The organism is Demequina aurantiaca, assembly GCF_050598105.1.
Taxonomy (GTDB): domain Bacteria; phylum Actinomycetota; class Actinomycetes; order Actinomycetales; family Demequinaceae; genus Demequina; species Demequina aurantiaca_A.
This window is the reverse complement of record NZ_CP192436.1, coordinates 115,789-133,099: the sequence shown is the minus strand read 5'-3', so window position 1 is coordinate 133,099 and position 17,311 is coordinate 115,789. Positions and strand designations below refer to the sequence as shown.

The window sequence follows — 17,311 nt, the reverse complement described above, 5'->3', positions numbered from 1 at the left end:
GTGCTCAGCCTACCGAGCGAAGGTGCCAGGTCAACCTCGATTTTGCCTGTTCCTTGCTTTTTCGTGACCTTTTGCGGGCGACTTTCGCGCCGTCGCCATTAATGCATTGCCGTGGACGCGTCTCAGGTGGAAGAGTAGGAGTCATGCACCCACGCGCCGGAACAGTTGCCCTGCCTGAAGACCTCATCGATACTGACGACCTCATCGGCCAGTATTACGACTTGGTCCCGGACCCCGCCATCGCGTCCCAGCGCGTCGCGTTTGGCACCTCCGGGCATCGCGGCAGCGCATTCGATACCGCGTTCAACGAGGCGCACATCGTGGCCACCACCGCCGCGATCGTCGAGTACCGGCGCCGTCAGGGGATCGACGGCCCCCTGTACATCGGCAAGGACACCCACGCACTTTCGGGGCCTGCGCAGGAGACCGCGCTCGAGGTACTCGCCGCGGCGGAGGTGCGCGTGCGCATCGACAGCCGTGGCGGCTTCACCCCCACTCCCGCGGTCTCGCTCGCGATCCTGGTCGCGAACGGCGCGGTCGACGAGGCGGGCCTGCGCACGTCTGGCAAGGGCCTGGCCGACGGCATCGTGGTGACGCCCTCCCACAACCCGCCGCGTGACGGCGGCTTCAAGTACAACCCCCCGCACGGCGGCCCGGCCGACACCGATGCGACCTCCTGGATCGCGAATCGAGCCAACGAGATCCTCGCCGGCGAATGGCGCCAGGTGCCGCGCATGCAGTACGCCAAGGCACGCAAGGCTGAGACCACCGAGGGCTTCGACTTCCTCAAGCTCTACCTGGACCACTTGCCGTCCGTGATCGACCTCGACGCGATCCGCAACGCCGACGTGCGCATCGGCGCGGACCCGCTCGGCGGCGCCGCGGTGGACTACTGGGGAGCGATCGGCGAGGAGCACAAGCTCAACCTCACCGTGGTCAACCCCAAGGTCGACCCCCGCTGGGCCTTCATGACGCTGGACTGGGACGGCAAGATCCGCATGGACTGCTCGTCGCCGTACGCGATGGCCTCGCTGCGCGAGATGATGGCCGGCGGGGACGCCCCGTACGACATCGCCACCGGAAACGACGCGGACAGCGACCGCCACGGCATCGTGACGCGCGACGGCGGCCTGATGAATCCCAACCACTTCCTCGCCGCCTCCATCGCCTACCTTTACGGCGGAGCTCGCCCGCAGTGGCCCTCCGGCGCGAAGATCGGCAAGACCCTGGTGTCCTCCAGCCTGATCGACCGGGTGGGCAAGAGCATCGGCCGCGAGGTCGTCGAGGTGCCGGTGGGCTTCAAGTGGTTCGTGCCCGGGCTGCTGTCCGGCGAGGTCGCCTTTGGCGGGGAAGAGTCCGCTGGCGCCAGCTTCCTGCGCCGCGACGGACGCGTCTGGACCACTGACAAGGACGGCCTGATCCTCGCGCTGTTGGCCTCGGAGATCACCGCGACCACGGGGGCCTCGCCGTCCACCCTGCACCGCTCACTCACCAACGAGCTTGGCGAGAGCTGGTACGCGCGCGTCGACGCCCCCGCCACCCCGGCGCAGAAGTCCACCCTCGCGAAGCTCTCCCCGGAGCAGGTCAGCGCGACCACCCTCGCGGGCCAGCCCATCCAGGACAAGCTCACCAGCGCGCCCGGCAACGGGGCCGCCATCGGCGGGCTCAAGGTGACGACGGCGGATTCGTGGTTCGCCGCGCGCCCCTCGGGCACTGAGGACGTGTACAAGATCTACGCGGAGAGCTTTGTAAGCGAGTCGCATCTCGCGGAGGTTCAGGCGGAGGCCAAGGACGTAGTATCCGAGGCGCTCGAGGGCTAGCCCTCGGAGGGGTTCTCGCGGCTCCCGATTCAACCGGCACGCCACGCTCGCGAAACGCCGACTGTGGGACAGTGTGTACATGAGGACCCCACTGCGTTTTGCCGCGCTCGCCACGATTGTGGTGGTCGCGCTGACGGGCTGCGTGCGGGTTCAGATTGACCTCACGCTCACGCCAGAAGAGACGGTGGACGGCACCATGGTGCTGGCCCTTCAGGAGGGGATCGGCGAGCTCCTCGACACCACCGACGCCCAGGCCGCTGAGCAGCTATTCGGCGAGACGGCCCAGAGCCTCGACGAGGCGTCAATCACCAAGTACAGCGAGGACGGCTACGTGGGGCAGAAGGTCAGCTTCCAGGGCCAACCGATGGGCAATTTCGCCCTGGACGCGGGCGACTTCACCATCTCGCGCGACGGCGACAACTACGTCGTGAACGGCCCGGTCGACCCCGCGCTCGCGGCGAATGGCGCGAACATCTCCGACGCGGCTCAGATGTGGCTGAGCGTGACGTTCCCCGGCGCTGTCTACGAGCACAATGGGTCCCTGGAAGGCAGGACTGTCACCTGGGACCTGACCCAGGCCCCCGCCGAGATCCACGCGGTGGGTGCCGCGCAGGCGACGAGCGAGACGCCCGGCTGGCTGCCCGCGGCCATCGGAATCGCGCTGATACTTGCCGTGGCGGTGGTGCTCGTCATCGCGCTCAGACGCCGCGAGCCGCGGGCGACCAGCACGCCGAGCCGCGTCTACACCGCCACCCCCAGCAATCCTCAGCCCTCGCTCAACGCGACCTCAAAGGAAAAGAATCAATCATGAAAGCCCCAGCCGCAAAACTCCTGGCCGTCGCCGCGATCACAGCCGTCGCCCTGTCCGGGTGCGTGCGCATCCAGGCCGACACGGCCATCGGGTCCGACGACACGTTCTCGCAGCACGTGATTGTCGCCTTTACCGATGCAGTGGCCTCCCAGGTGGGCGAACAGGCGGGGCTGAACGTGGACGACCTCACCGACTCGCTCGCGGATAGCCAGGAGTTCACCGACCTGCAGGACAAGTATCCGGGCAAGGTCACCCTCGAGGACTACTCCGACGAGGACCTGCACGGAGTGGAACTCACCATCACCGACCTGCCACTCAGCGAGTTCAACGGGGCGGCGTCGCAGGTCACCGCGGGCGTTGGCGCGACGGCGAGCATCGACCACGTCGACGGCGAATACATCGTCACCATGGCGGCCGCAGACGGCGGCGAGGGCGCCCCGGGCGTGGGCGACGGAGCGCTGGGCGGTATCGACCTCGACGCGCTCGGGCTCAGCGGCGCGAACGTGGCCGCGCTGGGAAGCGCGATCGAGTTTGAGGTCAGCTACACGTTCCCCGGCTTGGTGACCGAGGCGAGCGCCGGCGACATCAACGGCAACACCGTGACACTCGGGGTGGCCGACGTCGTCGGCGGCAGCGACATCCGCATCGTCGGGGGCGACTCCAAGCAGATCGATTGGTGGCCGTTCATCAAGTGGGCGTTGGTCATCGGCGCGTTCGCGTCAGTGATTGGCGGGGCCACCATGCTGGTCCGCCAGGACAAGCGGCGCCAGCGGAGCAACACCCTGCCTCCACCCGTCCTGGACGGCGCGCCCCGCGGGGACGATGCCACGGCTCCGGCGGCCCCCGAAGACAAGCCAGACGCAGGGTCTCCACAGCCCTAAAGGTGAGAACATGAGCGGGTGCTATCCACCTACTCAGCGATCCTGAAACTCCCGGGCGCGAAGGCCTTCGCTTTTGCCGGCCTGCTGTCGCGCCTGCCCATCTCGATGTTCAACATCTCGGTGATCCTGATGGTTCAGATTCAGTACAACAGCTACGAGATGGCGGGACGGGTCGCGGCCATCGGCGTCCTGGTGTGGGCCCTGCAGACCATCCCGACCGCGCGCCTGACCGACCGCTTCGGCCAGGCCGCCGTGATGTGGCCTCTCACCGTGCTGCACGTCACCGGGGCTGTCATCGCCATCTGGACGGCCATGACGCACGGTCCCGAGTGGATGCTGTGGGTGGCTGTGGTGCTCGCGTCGCTGTCAGGGCCGCTCGGCTCGCTGACCCGCGCGCGGTGGTCACACATCCTGGAGTCCGACGACGACATTCACACCGCCTTCGCGCTCGAGGGGGTCCTGGACGAGATTCTGTTCATCGCAGGACCGGCGCTCGCGACCATCCTGGCGACGGCCGTGTGGGCCCCGTTGGGAATCGTCGTCTCCGCGACCGCCATGGTGATCGGCATCGCGATCCTGCTGCCCCAGCGCAGCACTCAGCCGCCCACGCGCAAGGAGACCGGCGGCACCGGGCTCGGCATCCGCGTGCCTCCGGCGATCGTGGCCGTGACGTTGATCGCGCTCGGAATCGGCGCGATGTTCGGGTCCTTCGACATCTCGACCGTCGCCTTCGCGGACGAGCAGGGCCACAAGGCCTGGGCCGGCCTGCTCCTGGGGATTGTGTCCGCCGGGTCCTTCATGGGCGGGCTGTTCTATGGCTCGCGACGCTGGAAGACGCCGCTGTGGAAGCGCACGGTGCTCGGCGCGCTCGCGCTCGGAATCGGCTTCACGGCCATGAGCCTGTCGCCCAACCTCATCGTGTTCGCCATCGTCGGCTTTGTTGCTGGATCCACGATCGCGCCGTCCCTCACCAATACCGACACGGTGGTGCAGCGGGTCGTCAAGCGCGACCAGATCACCGAAGGGATGGCGTGGGTGCGCATCGGTATGGGTACCGGGGTGGCGCTCGGGGCGTGGCTCGCGGGGGTCCTGATCGAGCAGTCGGGCGCGCACGCCGGCCTCTACACGTCGGCCGGGGCCGGGCTCGCGGCGTTCGGGATTGCCGTGCTCACCATCCCGATGCTGCGCAACGGCACCGAGCGCCAGGACGGAGACCCCGCCGCGCGGGACGCTCCCCCGCCCCACGACGCTCACTCGATCGACGAGTTCGTGGAGCAGCCGCCGTTGGTCCCCAAGGTCTAGGCCCCATGGTCGATGGCCGGCCCGCGGGTAAAGTGTCGCAATGACCTCCGCCGAGATTCCCCTAGCCGGCGGGAATGTGAACGATGCGGTGGTCCGCGTGGGGGAAACGGTGCACCGCGCCGCGAGCCCCCAGAGTGCGACCATCCAGCGCCTGCTGCACCACCTTCGCGAGCGCGGGGTGGAGTGGGTGCCCGAACCCCTCGGCTTCGACGACGAGGGACGGGAGGTGCTCGGCTTCATCGCGGGCGAGGTGGCTCACGGGGAGCCCGACTTCCGCTCCAACACTCTCCTTCTCACCGACGTCGCCCGCGCGCTGCGCCAGTGGCACGATGCCACGGTGAGCTTCCCGCGAGAGCCCGGTGACGTGTGGATCGCGCACGACGCGGTGGCTAACCCCGAGGTAGTCGCCCACAACGACTTCGCGCCCTACAACCACGTGTTTCGCGCCGGTCGTTTCGTCGGCGCGATCGACTTTGACGTCTGCTACCCCGCGAGCCGCGAGTGGGACCTGGCCTGGACGCTCTACCGCTACGTGTACCTTCCCGAATTCGCGCCACTGGCACCGGCCGCGGGGGGCTCGTCGCCGGGCGAGTGGCCCGACCTCACCGATCTGCAGGCGGCCACGATCGAGGCGAACTGCGCGCCTGCCGCCGCCACCTTCATGGGCGCCTATGGTTCGGCGCCCGCCGGCGTGCTCGGCGCGATGCCCGCGCGGCTGCGTTCGATGGCAGCGTGGTGCGCGGGCCAGGACTCCGCGGCGCATCGGGCCTGGGGGCACATGTACGCGGCGCACGCGCGGTGGATCGAGGCGCTGCCGGGCAACTAGGCTCGGCTCATGAACCCTCGCATCGCCCTCGTGACCACACGCGACCTGCCAGTTCCCGACGCGGACGAGGTGATGCTGTTGCCTCACCTGCCCGAGGCCGAGCTGGTGTGCTGGGACGATCCGGATGTGGACTGGGCCAACTACGAGGCCGTGGTCATTCGGTCCACGTGGAACTACCACGACAACCTCGACGCGTTCCTGCTGTGGGCCGAGCGGGTCTCGCACGTCACGTCGCTGTACAACTCGCTCGAGACCATTAAGTGGAACACCGACAAGCGGTACCTCGCGGACCTCGCGGGGCGCGGCTTTCCCGTGGTGCCCACCACGTTCGTTGACCCAGGCGAGGAGATCCCGGACGACGTCGTGGTCCCGCTCGACGGTCACCTGGTGGTCAAGCCGTCCGTGGGCGCGGGCTCCAACGGCGCCAAGCTTTTCAACGGGGACGAGGCGGCCGCGCGGGCACACCTGGCCAGCCTGCACGCAGCGGGCAAGACGGCCATGATCCAGCCGTACCTCTCACAGATTGACGAGGTCGGTGAGACCGCGCTGATGTACGTGGGCGGCCAGTTCTCGCACGCCGCCCGCAAGGCCGCGATTCTCTCGCGCAATATGTCCTGGGAGACAGGAATTTATGCTGACGAGAAGGTCACCGGAACGCACCCCTCGGCCGCCGAGCGGGAGTTGGCCGACCGCATCGTCGAGTCGTTGCCTGCGCTCGCGTACACGCGGGTGGACCTGCTGCCGACTCCGGACGGGCCCGTAGTCCTCGAGCTCGAACTCACCGAGCCGAGCCTGTTCCTGGGACTCAGCGAGGGTGCCCCCGAACGCGCTGCCGCGGCCTTCCGCGCGCTACTCGACTGACAACCGCGCCCGCCTGCGGCTAGTCGTTTAGCCGGAAGTCCATCCGTGTCTGACGTATCGCGTGACCGTCCATCGCCTCAATGCGCCGATGCGTGGACTGGGTCCAACCCTGACGCCTGAAGAACGCGGTGGCGCGGTCGTTGCCGTCCACTACCCACGCGTGCACGACGCCACATTCACTGACCGTCAACTGCCTGGTGACCCGGCGCAGGAGCTTGCGACCGACCCCCTGCTGCCAGTGCTGGGAGGCCACATACAGGACGGCCAACTCTCCGTCCGGACGCGGCTCCCCCGACTGGTCCGGGGCCGTCGCCGATGCCTCGGCGGGGGAGGCAGTCACCCCGGCGTTCGCGAAACCGATGATGATCCCGTGCTGCACCGCCACCAGTCGCACCGCCCCGGGCGGCTTTGGTGCCGCCAACGCCGCCTCCAGCTGCTTTTGCCGCGCTGACACCGAGATACCGGCGAGAAGCTCACTCGGCAACACGCCTTCGTAGGCCACCAGCCAGGACTCGACGAGCACCTGGGCGATTCCCCTGGCGTCCGCCACCGTGGGCTCGCGAAGCGTTACTCGAGATCGTCGCATCAGACTCATAGGGCCAGGGTACGGCGCGGTCGCTTGACCCGCACCACGCCATGCCAGCACTCTAGGGTGCACACGGTACTCACCCGTGGGGTCAGCCTTCAGTCGCGTCGCCATGTGAGACAAGCCAAGGGGCCCTCATGATCGAACTCAGCATCCACATCGTCGAGGAACCGCCGCAGGTTATCGTCACCGAGCGGATGCCGTACCCCCTGGAAAAGGTGTGGCTAGTCCACACCGACGAGCTCTACCTGAAGGCGTGGTGGGCTCCCGACGGCTACACGAACACCTGGGCCGAGACGAACCCTCAACCTGGGGGCAATTGGCGAATGCTGCAACGGGACCCCGAGGGCAACGAGTTCAGCATGTACGGGCGCTACGACGAGGTGGAGCGCCATCGCCGGATAGTGCAGACCCGCACCTCGGAGATCTTCCCCGACGCACCCACCACCCTGACTCTCGAGTTCTCAGCGATCCCGGGAGGTACGCAGGTGGTCACCACCGAGGACTTCCTGACCCCGTTTAACCTCCGCGGCTTCCAGGCCCTGGGAGGAATCGACCGGCTGAGGGGCGCGAGTGCGAGGTTGGATGCGCTCCTCGCTCAGATGACGCCGCCGGCCGGGGAGGATTGGTCCAGCTAGCGGCACTCCCCGCAGCCGCCCTCGGGTTTTAGCGAAGAGTGTGCGGCTCGGTCTCTACGCGCGTGCCAAACCCGAGCACGACCGGCTTGGCATCGGCGATCGCGGCCCTGACGTGGTCTAGCTCCAGCGAGGCTGCATGCGCCTGGGCGCTGTCCCATACCTCGGTGACCCACACCAGGCTGGGGTCCTCAGCATCGGCCGCGACGACGTAGCTGACGCAACCGGGCAGGTCCACCGAACCGCGCTCGAGCGCGCTTAGCAGCGTGTCCCTGTTCTCCGGCAGTACCAAGATGCTCCCAATAAGCCCGTACATCAGCGCCTCCGTCATAGGTTTTCAGAATGATTACGTCCACGATAACCAGCATCCACGCCAACTCCGCGACCCCTTGCGCGGACGATGCGGAGTGAATGCCACACTGGAAGCATGACAGTTCCCGCCTCGCCGCGCCCCAATCCCCTGACGATTCCCACGCTCGCCGCTCTCCAGGCGCGCGAGAGCGCCAAGTGGGGTCGCTTCGAACCTGACGTGTTGCCGCTCTACGTCGCGGAGATGGACGTCGAGTTCGCCCCGCCCGTGCGCGATGCGCTGGCCAAGGCGATCGCCACGGGAGACGTGGGCTACCGCACCGGCACCGCGTACGAGGAGTCGCTGGTGACGTTCGCTCGCGAGCGCTGGGACTGGCCGTCGCTCGCGGTCGAACACATCGTCGGCGTCCCCGACGTGATCACGGGCTACGTCGACGCGATCACCCTGGTGACCGAGCCCGGCGACGCGGTGATCATCAACCCCCCGGCCTACCCGCCGTTCTTCTCGTTCGTCGAGGGGGCTGGGCGACGCGTCGAAGAGTCGCCGCTCACCGCGGACTTTCGCATTGACCTGGCCGACCTTGAGGCCGCGTTCCAGCGCGCGACCGCGGGCGGCCGGCCCGCGGCGTACCTGCTCTGCAACCCGCACAACCCCACCGGAACCCTGCACACTCGGGCCGAACTGGAGTCCGTCGCCGCCCTCGCCGCGCGCTACGGCGTGCGCGTAGTCGCCGATGAGATCCACGCCCCGCTCGTGTACAGCGATGCCACGTACACGCCTTACCTGACGGTCGACTCTGAGCGGGCGGACGCCTTCTCGCTGATGTCCGCCTCCAAGGCGTGGAACCTCGCGGGGATCCCCGCCGCGCTCCTCGTGGCCGGTGAGGGCGCGATGGAGGATCTCGCGCGCTACAAGTCGGTGCCGCGCCACGGACCGAGCCAGCTGGGGGCGCTCGCCCAGACCGCCGCCTACACGCAGGGCGGGCCGTGGCTCGATGACCTACTCGCCGGCCTGGACGCGAACCGTCACCTGCTGGGAGCGTTGCTCAAGGAGCACCTTCCCGAGGTGGCGTACACCTGGCCCGAATCCACGTACCTCGCGTGGCTCGACTTCAGCGCGTACGACCTGGGCGGCGAGGACCCCTCGGAGTTCCTGCACCGCGAGGCGCGGGTCATGCTCAACTCAGGGCCCATGTTCCGCCTGGGCGGTGCCGGACACGCACGCATCAACTTCGCGACGTCGCCGGCGATCCTCACCGAGGCCATCGAGCGGATCGCGCGCGCCCTTCGCTAATTGTGGCAATCTTCCACAATTGCGAGAGTAGTGGAATACTCGGCGTATGCCCATGCCGATGACTGCCCTGAGCAGACTCGGTCGCGCCGTCACGGGCGCGGCACTCGCGACTTTTGTCGCCCTCGCCTCGCACGTCATCGCGGGCGGAGTGATGCCGTCGACGCCGGGCATTGCGGTGCCACTCTTGATCTCCGCCGCCGTCTGCTTTCAACTGGCGGGCAAGGAACTCTCGCTGTGGCGTATTTGCGTCGCGGTGCTCGCCAGCCAGTGGCTCTTTCACCAGCTCTTCATGCTCGGCGCGGGCGACGTGGGGTTGAACACCACCGGCGGCATTCACGCCGGACACGATGTCGGCTCGATTACCGTTAGCGGGGGTGCTCACGCCTTTTCTGGCGGCGGTATGACCTTCTCGCACGCCATCGCCGCGCTCGTGACAATCGCAGCGATCTTCAAAGCCGAGCAGCTGTTTGCCGCACTCGCCACGGTCGCCTCCTGGGTGCAGGTCTCTATCCGCGCAGCCGTGCTGTCCAGGCTGCACCACCTGTCCGCGACCCCAAAGGTCGTCGCCTGTGCCACTGAGATTCCCTCTTGGCGCCGCACCGCGACTCCTCTAGACGCGGCATCTTCGCCCATCTCCGGGCGCGGGCCTCCTCTTCTCGCCGGTTAACAGCAACCACCCCGCGCCCTCAGGGGCGCTCCTTTCGCCGCGCCCCAGCGGCAACTCCACCGAAATTTGTGGCGCCCACGCGCGCCAAGAAAAGAGTCCCAATGTTCATCTCCGCCCCACGCACGTCCAAGGTCGTCCGGCTTGCCGCCCTCGCCGCCGTCTCCGCCTTCGCGCTGAGCGCGTGCTCCACCTCAACTGACACGACCGAGTCTGACTCGGCAACCATTAATGACCCGTGGGTCAAAACGGTGGACACCGGCATGACTGCCGCTTTCGGCGTTCTCAACAACGCCTCCGACGAACCGGTAACGGTGGTGTCGGCCTCAAGCGACGCGGCGCCGACTATCGAACTCCACGCCACTAGCGCCGACGCCGATGGCTCGATGTCGATGTCCCCTGTCGATGGCGGCCTAGTGATCCCGGCCGGTGGCTCCCTCAACCTCGAGCCCGGCGGATTCCACATCATGTTTCTCGACGTCACCGAGCCCATCGTCGCTGGCGACGAGGTCACCGTCACCCTGACCTTCTCCGACGACTCGACCATGGACTTCACGGCCACGGCCAAGGATTTCACCGGCGCCAATGAGGACTACGACGGCGGCGACTCTATGGACATGGACCACGGCGACGAGGACCACGACCACGACCACGACCACGACCACGACCACGACGAGATGGACCACGACGACACGGACCATGACCACACGAGCCCGAGCGCCGAGGCAATGGACATGGAAAGTGACTCCTAAGCGATGACTGACGCTCGACCAGAAGGCGACGCCGCCGCCGGCAAGGGTCGAGGCGCGAGCCGGCGGGGGTTCCTCTTCGGAGGGGCCGCCGCCGGAGCCGGCGTGGCGGCGGGGTTGGCCCTGAGCCGCACCCCCGCCCTGGCTGCGCCTGCCTCGCCCGACTCGACCGGACTTAACGGTTCCCGCGCCGTCAACTTCTACGGCGCACACCAGGCCGGGGTGGAGACGCCCGTCGCGTCCTACGTCACCTTCCTGGCGCTGGACCTGCACCCCGAGGTGGATGCCGACGGCCTGCGCAGGCTCATGCGGCTGTGGAGCGACGATGCGGCGCGGCTGATGGCAGGCACGCCGGCGTTGGCTGACACAGAGCCACAGCTGGCCGAGGACCCAGCGGGGCTGACCTTTACTTTCGGATTTGGGCCCGGCGCCCTCGACCGGGTGGACGACTCGCGACGTCCCTCGTGGCTCAAGCCGCTACCCGCCTTTGACATCGATGCGCTCGAGGATCAGTGGACGGGCGGCGACCTCGTCGTCGTGGTGTCCGCGGACGATCAGGTGCCGATGGCCCACGCGACCCGCATGATCCTGAAGGATGGCCGAGGGTTCGCCTCCCTGCGATGGCGTCAGGATGGCTTCCGCCGCGCCTACGGGTCGCAGCCAGGCGGCACCACGATGCGCAACCTCTTCGGCCAGGTGGATGGCACTTCCAATCCTCAGCGCGGCACGCCGGACTTCGCCGACGTCGTGTGGGCGGCGGGCGACGACTGGATGACCGGTGGCACTTCGCTAGTGCTGCGTCGGATTGACCTGGCCATGGAAACCTGGGACGAGGTGGGCACGCAGGGTCGCGAGAACGCTGTCGGGCGGACCGTCGCTACCGGCGCCCCGCTGACAGGAACCGCGGAGACCGATGAGCCGGACTTCGACGCACAGGGCCCTAACGGCTTTCCGGTGATCTCCGACGTGTCGCACGTTCGCCGTGCCCATCACGACTTCACCGGGGCGAGGATCTTTCGCCGCGGTTATAACTACGACCTAACCCCCCTTCCGGGGGCGAGCGAATCCGTCGTGTCGAACACCGGGTTGCTTTTCGCCTCGTACCAGGCCGACGTCGACGCGCAATTTGTGCCCATCCAGAGGGCGCTCGCGGACGCAGATTTACTAAACGTCTGGACCACGCCCATCGGCTCCGCGGTATTCGCCATCCCACCGGGCTGCGACGAGGGTGGCTACGTCGGCCAGGGGCTGTTGGAGTAGGGGTCCCGCGGTCCGCAGCCACTGTTCCTCGCGCTGACCCCGTACCCTTTCCCAGGTGGGCCACCTTCAGATCAGCGACGTTTCCTTTTCCCTCGACGACGGGCGCATGCTTCTGCGTGACGTCACCCTCAAAGTGGGCGAGGGCGAAGTCGTCGCGCTCGTGGGACCCAACGGCACCGGCAAGACCACGCTGACTCGCATCGCGCGCAGCGACCTGAACCCTCACGAGGGCAGCGTCGCCATTACCGGCTCGCTGGGCGTGATGACCCAGTTCATCGGCTCCGTCCGCGACGAGTCAACCGTGGCCGACCTCCTGCTCTCCGTCGCCCCTCCTAAGCTGCGCGCGCTCGCCGAGCGGGCGTCGCAGAGCGAGGCTCGCATGTACGAGACGGGCGCGGAGAAAGACCAGATGGCGTACGCCGATGCCGTCATCGCCTGGGGCGACGCCGGAGGGTACGAGCTCGAGACCCTTTGGGACGTCTGCACGGTATCCGCGATGGGAGTCTCCTTCGACGCCGCCCGCGATCGCACCGTGTCGACGCTGTCCGGCGGCGAGCAGAAGCGGCTGGTGCTGGAGGCGCTGATGCGCGACGACCACGACGTGCTGATCCTCGACGAGCCGGACAACTACCTCGATGTTCCCGGCAAGCTGTGGCTCGAGGAGCAGCTGCGCACCTCGAAGAAGTCGATCCTGCTGGTCAGCCACGATCGCGAACTCCTCAAGAATGCGGCGACCAAGGTCGCCACGCTCGAGCGCAACTCGCACGGCAACACCCTGTGGATTCACTCCGGGGGCTGGGGCACGTACCGCGAGGGTCGTGAGGCTCGGATCGCGCGCATGGAGGAGGACCTGCGGCGGTGGGACGAGGAGCACGCGCGCATCCGGGACCTGGTGCGCACCATGCAGGCCCGCGCCGCCAGCAGCCCCGACATGGCGAACCGCTACCAGGCGGCCAAAACCAAGCTGCGCAAGTTCGAGGAGGCTGGCAAGCCCGAGCCGATTCCTCTGCCGCAGTCGGTCAACATGAAGCTGCGCGGGGGTCGCACCGCCAAGCGCGCCGTCGTCATCGAAGACCTGGAACTGACCGGGTTGATGAGCGCGTTCAGCACCGAGATTTGGTACGGCGACCGCGTCGCGCTGTTGGGCTCGAACGGGTCCGGCAAGTCCCACTTCCTGCGCCTGCTCGCGGCGGGTGGCTCCGACCCCGACCTCGAGCACCAGCCGGTGGGGGACGTGGTCCCCGGGTCCGTCAAGCACACCGGCCACGTCTCGCTCGGCTCCCGTGTCCGTCCGGGTTGGTTCGCGCAGACTCACTCCCACCCCGAGTGGCAGGGCAAGACGCTGCTGGACCTGCTGCACCGCGGCGACGCCCACCGCAAGGGACTCGACCGCTCCGCCGCGGAAAGCGTGCTCGACCGTTACGGCCTTGGAGCCGGCTCCGAGCAGAAGTTCGAGAGCCTGTCCGGAGGGCAGCAGGCACGCTTCCAGGTGCTCCTGCTGGAGCTCGCGGGCGCCACCATGTTGCTCCTCGACGAGCCCACCGACAACCTCGACCTCGAGTCGGCGGAATCCCTCGAGAGCGCACTCATGTCCTTTGACGGCGCGGTGATCGCCGTCACGCACGACCGCTGGTTCGCTGCCAACTTCGAGCGATTCCTCATTTTTGGGGAGGACGGCAACGTGGTGGAGAGCGCCGAACCCCGGTGGGACGTCGCACGCGTCGATCGCGACCGCTAGCGCCTAAACCGGGCCGGCCCACCGCGTGCACGGGGCGGCGCACCACGGCTCGCGGCATACTGGAGACATGGCATTCTCACCGATCACCACCGGCCGACTCACGCTACGGGCAATGGGACCGGATGACGCCGCCGACCTCGCCGACCGCCGCAGCGACCCCGCGACTGCGAGATACCAGGCCTGGGTGGTTCCGTACTCCCTCGCCAATGCCGAGGCGCTGATCGATGGAATGACGGCGCGCGGAGACGTCGCTCCCGGCGAGTGGTTCCTGCTGGCGGTCGAACGGACCAAGGACGGGCGCGTGGTGGGCGACGTTGGCATCAGGCTGTCCGAGGACAGCCACACCGCCGAGGTGGGCTACACCCTTCATCCCTGGGCGCGCGGCCACTACTTCAGCACCGAGGCCACCGGCGCGGTCTGCGACTACGTGGTGGACGTACTTGGCGTCCACCGCATCGAGGCGACGACGGATCCGCACAACGTACCTTCGGTGCGCGTGCTGGGCCGGCTCGGTTTTGTCCATGAGGGCACCCGGCGCGAGTCGTACTGGGTAGGCGATCGCATCGCCGACGACGCCATGTACGGCCTGCTCGCTCGCGAGTGGAAACTGCGTCAGTCAGCGAGCTGACTGGCCAATCGGGTAGTCCGCCGCGCCCGGCACCACGCCGCCGTAGGCACCCTCGACCTGCACCGTCGTCGCGCTCCGGCACGCGTCGTAGATGCTCTCCTGCACCGCCCGTGCCGCCGCATGCCCGATGAGGTCCACCTGCAGGTGGATGTCGGTCGCGGACTCCTTGAAGAACTGCGCGGTTGAGTTCAGCGGGTCGCGCAGCTGCCCGTTCGAGAACACGAATACGGTGTCCCCGTCTCCGGCGGTGTGGACCGGGTTGATGGCGCGCACCTGCCCGTGCGTCGCGAAGTGCGCGACCTTCTCATAGTGCTCGAGCGCGCCCAGGTCAACGTTGATCCCCACCACCGTGATGGTGGTGTTGTGCTCGCTGCGACCTGCGTCGGCGCGCGTGAGGAAGTCACTGAGTTCCTCGTAGCTCGAGAAGTCGCCGTGCTCGTCGCGGTTGCCAGCCAAGATCTGGCCCGATGGCAGGACTACGTTGCCCACCGCGTTAACCACGGACATCGCGCACACGATGATTCCGCCGCCAACGTCCACCCGCGCAGAGCCCACTCCGCCCTTCATGGCCGGGTTCGACGCACCAAGGTCAAGCCACCTGTACTTACCGACCGACGCCCCGGTGCCCGCGCCCACGTTGCCGCTTGCCACGGGATCCGACGACGCGTTCGCGTAGGCCTCCCGGCCGTAGTCCGCGCTAAAGGGCGCGACCTCCATGCCGAGGTCGTAGATCGCAGCGCCGGACACCGACGGATTAATGATCGCGCCCGCGGCACCCGACTTCGCGCCCAAGCCGTCCGCGCGCATCGCCTCCATCATTCCCGCGCCCGCGAGCAGGCCCGTGCTCGAGCCCCCGGCGATGAAGAGGCCTCCCACGCCGTAATCGGTGTGCCCCCCACGCAGTCCTTCGAGGTTGAACCCGCCTGCGCCACCGCCGTAGGCCTTGACCGCGGTGGAGAAGGGCCTGTCGAAGACCACCGCGGTGCAACCCGTGAGCGCGGCGGGGTGAGTAGCGTGGCCCACTCGCACTCCGTCGAGGGCCGTCAGCGTGTTGTTCACGCGGCGGGCTTGGTCCAGGTCAGGGTGTACCGGTACAGCAGGTGGTCCTTGAGCTCGCAGCCGGGCATGACCGCGCGGGCGGCCTCGCTCACGTCGTCGAACGTGTGCGGCGGCGGCCATACGCTCGGGGTGTCGTGATCCCACCAACCGCGCCAAAGCCGCTGGGCCTTGTCGGCGAACGAGGCGCCAATCTCCCGCGGCATCGTCTTCATGGTGCCCTTCGCCGCGCCGACGACGAGCACGATGCCGCCGGGGGCGACCAGTTCCTTGATACGGGTGAGCCCCTCGACGATGTCCAGATTGTGCAGCACCGAGATTGCACTCACGACGTCGTAGGACGCGGTAGGCAGCGGGTACGTGAGAGCGTCACCCCCGATGTAGTCGATCCCGGCCGTATCCTGGGCGAGCGCCCGTTCCAGCGTGGGGCCGTCCGCGTCGATCGCCGTGACGGCAAGCCTTCGGGACGCGAGTTCGCGCGCGAACATGCCCTCGCCGCAGCCGATGTCGAGCGCCGTCTTGGCTGACTCGGGAATCAGCTCCACCAGCCGCTTCTGGTAGTGAATGGAGTAGTTCCACCGGCGGTCGTCATCGACAACCTTCTTGGGTGCGTCAGCCTTCTCGATTTCGTCGCTCATAAGCCCATTGTTGCGCACGCTCGTGCGCTGACATACATTGCGACTCATACCCTCACGCATACTGGGTAGGTCATTCACAAAGGAGCCGTCCGTGCGCCGTCGCGCCATCCGCTGGATCATCATCGCTATCGCCGTTCCCATCGTTGCGAACCTGCTCCACAAGACCGCCGAGCGAGTCGAACAGAGGCAGGGACCCCAGTCGAAGGCGGCCAAGGGACTCAAGGTCGCGGGCAGCGCGGTCCGCTTCGTGAAGTAGCTCTCTCAATACAGCGATCGCTGTTGGTCGAAACGTTTCTCGCGGGCGACTAATCTGAGGCAATGCAACCTCAGGCGCGCCCAGACGGGGCCGTACCGCACGACCTCCCCGACGCTCAGTTGCGCGCCCTCATTGACGAGCAGTTTCCTCACTTCTCGGATCGTGAACTGGGGCGTAGATACGCGATCGCCGAGCATTTTGCGGTACGCGTCGGCGACGACATCGGCGCCGTCTTCCCGCGCTATAGCGACGGCGACGAATTCTACGAGCGTGCCGCAGCATTGATCCGGCCGCGCGCCCCAGGCTGGACTTTTCCGGCGAGCTACCCCGTCGCTACCGGCATACCTAGTCAGGGGTTCCCATATCACTGGTTCGTAGTCGAGTGGAAGGCCGGTTCCACAGCAGGATTCGTGCCCCTCGACTCGGGGTCAGTGGCTCCGCTGGCGAAGGCTCTCGCTGAGATACACGTCATCGCCCCGGCCGATTCTCCACTGAACCCCAGAACGAGCGTGTCGCTGCCTCGTTTGTACCCGCACTTTCAGACGCTGCTGGCGTCCGCAACCGAGTCGGAGGGGCTGGTGAGACACGAGATCGACAGTGACGCCGTGCGCGACCGCTTTCAACGCGGGGCCCGTGCACCCATGAACATCGATCCCACCTGGACCCACGGAACCCTCGAGCCTCGCTCGGTGATCTCTGACCATGGCCGCTTCGGGGGGATCCTGGCATGGCATCACTACGGCAGTGGCGACCCCGCGGCGGACCTGGCCTGCGCCTCCAACCTCTTACCCCTCGAGCATCACGAGTCCTTCTTCGACGCCTACGGAGCACTCTGTCCCGCGACCCGCGCCCGCATCGGCGCGTTCCAAGTTTTTTCAGCCCTCCGGCACGTCGCGGTGGACGACCCTTTCGCCATGCGTATGGCCTGGGATCGGCTCATAGAAATGGGTCTCGCAGTCGAGGCGTAGCGCACGAGCGTCTCGCGCGTGGAACAGTA

The 17,311-nt window shown here is 67.5% G+C and carries 19 protein-coding genes; 15 read left to right on the top strand and 4 right to left on the bottom strand.

What is annotated here, in order from left to right:
* The first annotated feature begins 143 nt into the window (after positions 1-143).
* The 6 genes from pgm to ACQU6B_RS00560 all read left to right on the top strand — a co-directional run bounded on the left by pgm (position 144) and on the right by ACQU6B_RS00560 (position 6,501).
* Positions 144-1,820 (top strand): phosphoglucomutase (alpha-D-glucose-1,6-bisphosphate-dependent), encoded by a 1,677-nt coding sequence (gene pgm, locus ACQU6B_RS00585; protein WP_430868111.1) that lies wholly within the window; start codon positions 144-146, stop codon positions 1,818-1,820.
* Between the two features lie 79 nt (positions 1,821-1,899).
* The gene (locus ACQU6B_RS00580; RefSeq protein ID WP_430868110.1) at positions 1,900-2,631 is read left to right on the top strand and encodes an LppM family (lipo)protein; all 732 of its coding nucleotides are present in this window, start codon (positions 1,900-1,902) and stop codon (positions 2,629-2,631) included.
* A complete protein-coding gene (locus tag ACQU6B_RS00575; protein ID WP_430868109.1) occupies positions 2,628-3,512 on the top strand; it encodes an LppM family (lipo)protein in 885 nt (294 codons plus the stop codon). The genes ACQU6B_RS00580 and ACQU6B_RS00575 overlap by 4 nt, the downstream gene beginning before the upstream one ends.
* An 18-nt stretch (positions 3,513-3,530) precedes the next feature.
* The gene (locus tag ACQU6B_RS00570; RefSeq protein ID WP_430868108.1) at positions 3,531-4,814 is read left to right on the top strand and encodes an MFS transporter; all 1,284 of its coding nucleotides are present in this window, start codon (positions 3,531-3,533) and stop codon (positions 4,812-4,814) included.
* 40 nt (positions 4,815-4,854) lie between these two features.
* Positions 4,855-5,640, top strand: coding sequence for a phosphotransferase (locus ACQU6B_RS00565; RefSeq protein WP_430868107.1), 786 nt, complete (start codon positions 4,855-4,857; stop codon positions 5,638-5,640).
* A gap of 9 nt (positions 5,641-5,649) precedes the next feature.
* The gene (locus ACQU6B_RS00560; RefSeq protein ID WP_430868106.1) at positions 5,650-6,501 is read left to right on the top strand and encodes an ATP-grasp domain-containing protein; all 852 of its coding nucleotides are present in this window, start codon (positions 5,650-5,652) and stop codon (positions 6,499-6,501) included.
* 19 nt (positions 6,502-6,520) lie between these two features.
* Here ACQU6B_RS00560 and ACQU6B_RS00555 read toward each other — a convergent pair whose 3' ends face one another.
* Positions 6,521-7,096, bottom strand: a complete 576-nt coding sequence (locus tag ACQU6B_RS00555) for a GNAT family N-acetyltransferase (RefSeq protein WP_430868105.1) — start codon at positions 7,094-7,096, stop codon at positions 6,521-6,523.
* Positions 7,097-7,224: 128 nt separating this feature from the next.
* Between ACQU6B_RS00555 and ACQU6B_RS00550 the strand changes: the two genes are divergently transcribed.
* Positions 7,225-7,725 carry an SRPBCC domain-containing protein gene (locus tag ACQU6B_RS00550; RefSeq protein ID WP_430868104.1) on the top strand — a complete coding sequence of 167 codons (501 nt, stop codon included), beginning with the start codon at positions 7,225-7,227 and terminating at the stop codon, positions 7,723-7,725.
* Between the two features lie 28 nt (positions 7,726-7,753).
* Here the strand turns inward: ACQU6B_RS00550 and ACQU6B_RS00545 are convergent, their stop codons facing one another.
* Positions 7,754-8,038 (bottom strand): putative quinol monooxygenase, encoded by a 285-nt coding sequence (locus ACQU6B_RS00545; RefSeq protein WP_430868103.1) that lies wholly within the window; start codon positions 8,036-8,038, stop codon positions 7,754-7,756.
* Positions 8,039-8,149: 111 nt separating this feature from the next.
* On the opposite strand from ACQU6B_RS00545, the gene ACQU6B_RS00540 reads away from it, so the two are divergent.
* The 6 genes from ACQU6B_RS00540 to ACQU6B_RS00515 all read left to right on the top strand — a co-directional run bounded on the left by ACQU6B_RS00540 (position 8,150) and on the right by ACQU6B_RS00515 (position 14,364).
* Positions 8,150-9,325 carry a MalY/PatB family protein gene (locus ACQU6B_RS00540; protein ID WP_430868102.1) on the top strand — a complete coding sequence of 392 codons (1,176 nt, stop codon included), beginning with the start codon at positions 8,150-8,152 and terminating at the stop codon, positions 9,323-9,325.
* 46 nt (positions 9,326-9,371) lie between these two features.
* Positions 9,372-9,992, top strand: a complete 621-nt coding sequence (locus ACQU6B_RS00535) for a hypothetical protein (protein ID WP_430868101.1) — start codon at positions 9,372-9,374, stop codon at positions 9,990-9,992.
* Positions 9,993-10,093: 101 nt separating this feature from the next.
* The gene (locus ACQU6B_RS00530) at positions 10,094-10,741 is read left to right on the top strand and encodes a copper chaperone PCu(A)C (RefSeq protein ID WP_430868100.1); all 648 of its coding nucleotides are present in this window, start codon (positions 10,094-10,096) and stop codon (positions 10,739-10,741) included.
* 3 nt (positions 10,742-10,744) lie between these two features.
* Positions 10,745-11,998, top strand: a complete 1,254-nt coding sequence (locus ACQU6B_RS00525) for a Dyp-type peroxidase (RefSeq protein WP_430868099.1) — start codon at positions 10,745-10,747, stop codon at positions 11,996-11,998.
* 55 nt (positions 11,999-12,053) lie between these two features.
* Entirely contained in the window at positions 12,054-13,736 is a 1,683-nt protein-coding gene (locus ACQU6B_RS00520) for an ABC-F family ATP-binding cassette domain-containing protein (RefSeq protein ID WP_430868098.1), read from the top strand.
* Between the two features lie 67 nt (positions 13,737-13,803).
* A complete protein-coding gene (locus ACQU6B_RS00515) occupies positions 13,804-14,364 on the top strand; it encodes a GNAT family N-acetyltransferase (protein ID WP_430868097.1) in 561 nt (186 codons plus the stop codon).
* On the opposite strand, the gene ACQU6B_RS00510 is transcribed toward ACQU6B_RS00515, so the two are convergent.
* Positions 14,353-15,423 (bottom strand): P1 family peptidase, encoded by a 1,071-nt coding sequence (locus tag ACQU6B_RS00510; RefSeq protein ID WP_430868096.1) that lies wholly within the window; start codon positions 15,421-15,423, stop codon positions 14,353-14,355. The two genes, ACQU6B_RS00515 and ACQU6B_RS00510, sit on opposite strands and share 12 nt — an antisense overlap.
* Positions 15,420-16,058, bottom strand: a complete 639-nt coding sequence (locus tag ACQU6B_RS00505; RefSeq protein WP_430868095.1) for a class I SAM-dependent methyltransferase — start codon at positions 16,056-16,058, stop codon at positions 15,420-15,422. The genes ACQU6B_RS00510 and ACQU6B_RS00505 overlap by 4 nt, the downstream gene beginning before the upstream one ends.
* Before the next feature lie 91 nt (positions 16,059-16,149).
* On the opposite strand from ACQU6B_RS00505, the gene ACQU6B_RS00500 reads away from it, so the two are divergent.
* Both ACQU6B_RS00500 and ACQU6B_RS00495 read left to right on the top strand, forming a co-directional pair.
* Positions 16,150-16,314 (top strand): hypothetical protein, encoded by a 165-nt coding sequence (locus ACQU6B_RS00500; protein WP_430868094.1) that lies wholly within the window; start codon positions 16,150-16,152, stop codon positions 16,312-16,314.
* 62 nt (positions 16,315-16,376) lie between these two features.
* Complete coding sequence (locus ACQU6B_RS00495) at positions 16,377-17,282, top strand: phosphotransferase (RefSeq protein ID WP_430868093.1); 906 nt, start codon at positions 16,377-16,379, stop codon at positions 17,280-17,282.
* Positions 17,283-17,311 lie beyond the last annotated feature (29 nt).